General features: G+C 64.5%; 1 protein-coding gene. It reads right to left on the bottom strand.

Translation table 11 applies throughout. From position 1 onward, the window contains the following. Nucleotides 1–890 (bottom strand): RHS repeat-associated core domain-containing protein (locus tag Q8O71_04265; GenBank protein MDP2705575.1); only part of this gene is annotated, 890 nt, incomplete at its 3' end. Between the last annotated feature and the right edge of the window lie 138 nt (nt 891–1,028).

The following is a 1,028-nucleotide window of genomic DNA, read 5'->3' on the forward strand; positions in this document are numbered from 1 at the left end:
CCCTCGGGGACGACAGGCTTGACGACCCCAAGCTTGACTCTCCCCGACACCCCAGATACTGGTGAACGATTACCACGCGCGGTGCGCTGGCCCTGACCATCATCGCCACTGAACCAGCTTGTGACCGCGTTGTAGGCGTTCTGGACCGCTTCCACCACGGTGTCCCACGGCCACAGCCCCGTGGGATCGCTGTACGTGGTGGGATTGTTTCCGGCGTAGGTGTAGGGGTTGAACCCGCCGGGTTGGCTCGGGTCGATCAACGGATCAGGGGACGTGAACTGCTGCAGGACAGGGTCGTACTGCCTGGCCCCCACCTGGGACAAGCCAGCACCGGGCAGGGCCGGTTTGTTCAACCAGCCGTTGATACCCGACCACGCCAACCCACCCGTGGAAGCGAGAGCCGAACCGTAGGGCGTGTAGGTGTGCTTCACCCACCCCGCCGCAGCCGACAGGGCCGCCGGATCGGTTTGTATCGTCGCCGAACCCTGAACATCGTTCGCCGCCGGGGAAACCACGGAAGCGTTCACCGCCGTGTCGCGGAACCCCGTCGTGGCACCACCCAGAGTGTAGGAGCGGCGACCAGACACCACACCGTCCTTGACACTCAACTGGGTGGCCCCGGCGAAGACCACAGACCCAGCCGTAGCGCTCGTCGTGGCGAACAAACCGTCGGCGCCGTACCAATACGACATCACACCGCTCGGCGTGGTCAAGCTCGTCGGCTGACCGGTCACATCCCACGCCGTGGTTTGGGTATCCGAACCCGTCGTGGTGGTGGCCCGCTGACCAGAAGAGGTATACGTATACGACGAAGCCTCACCAGTGCTAGGCGCCAAACCAGTCACCGCGTCCGGGCGGGCGGTATCGCCATAGGTGTAGGTGAAGGACACAGGATCCGCCCCAGCGCTAGTGTCCGAATGGGTGCGCGAAGCCACCCGCCCAGAGTCAGTGAACGTCCAGGAGTCGTTGTACTCACCAGAGCTCACCTCACCAGAGGTCACCTCACCGGGCGTCGGCGAACCCACACC

Source organism: bacterium, from assembly GCA_030690305.1.
In the GTDB taxonomy this organism is placed as follows: Bacteria; Patescibacteriota; Minisyncoccia; order Phycocordibacterales; family JAGLPS01; genus JBBUCK01.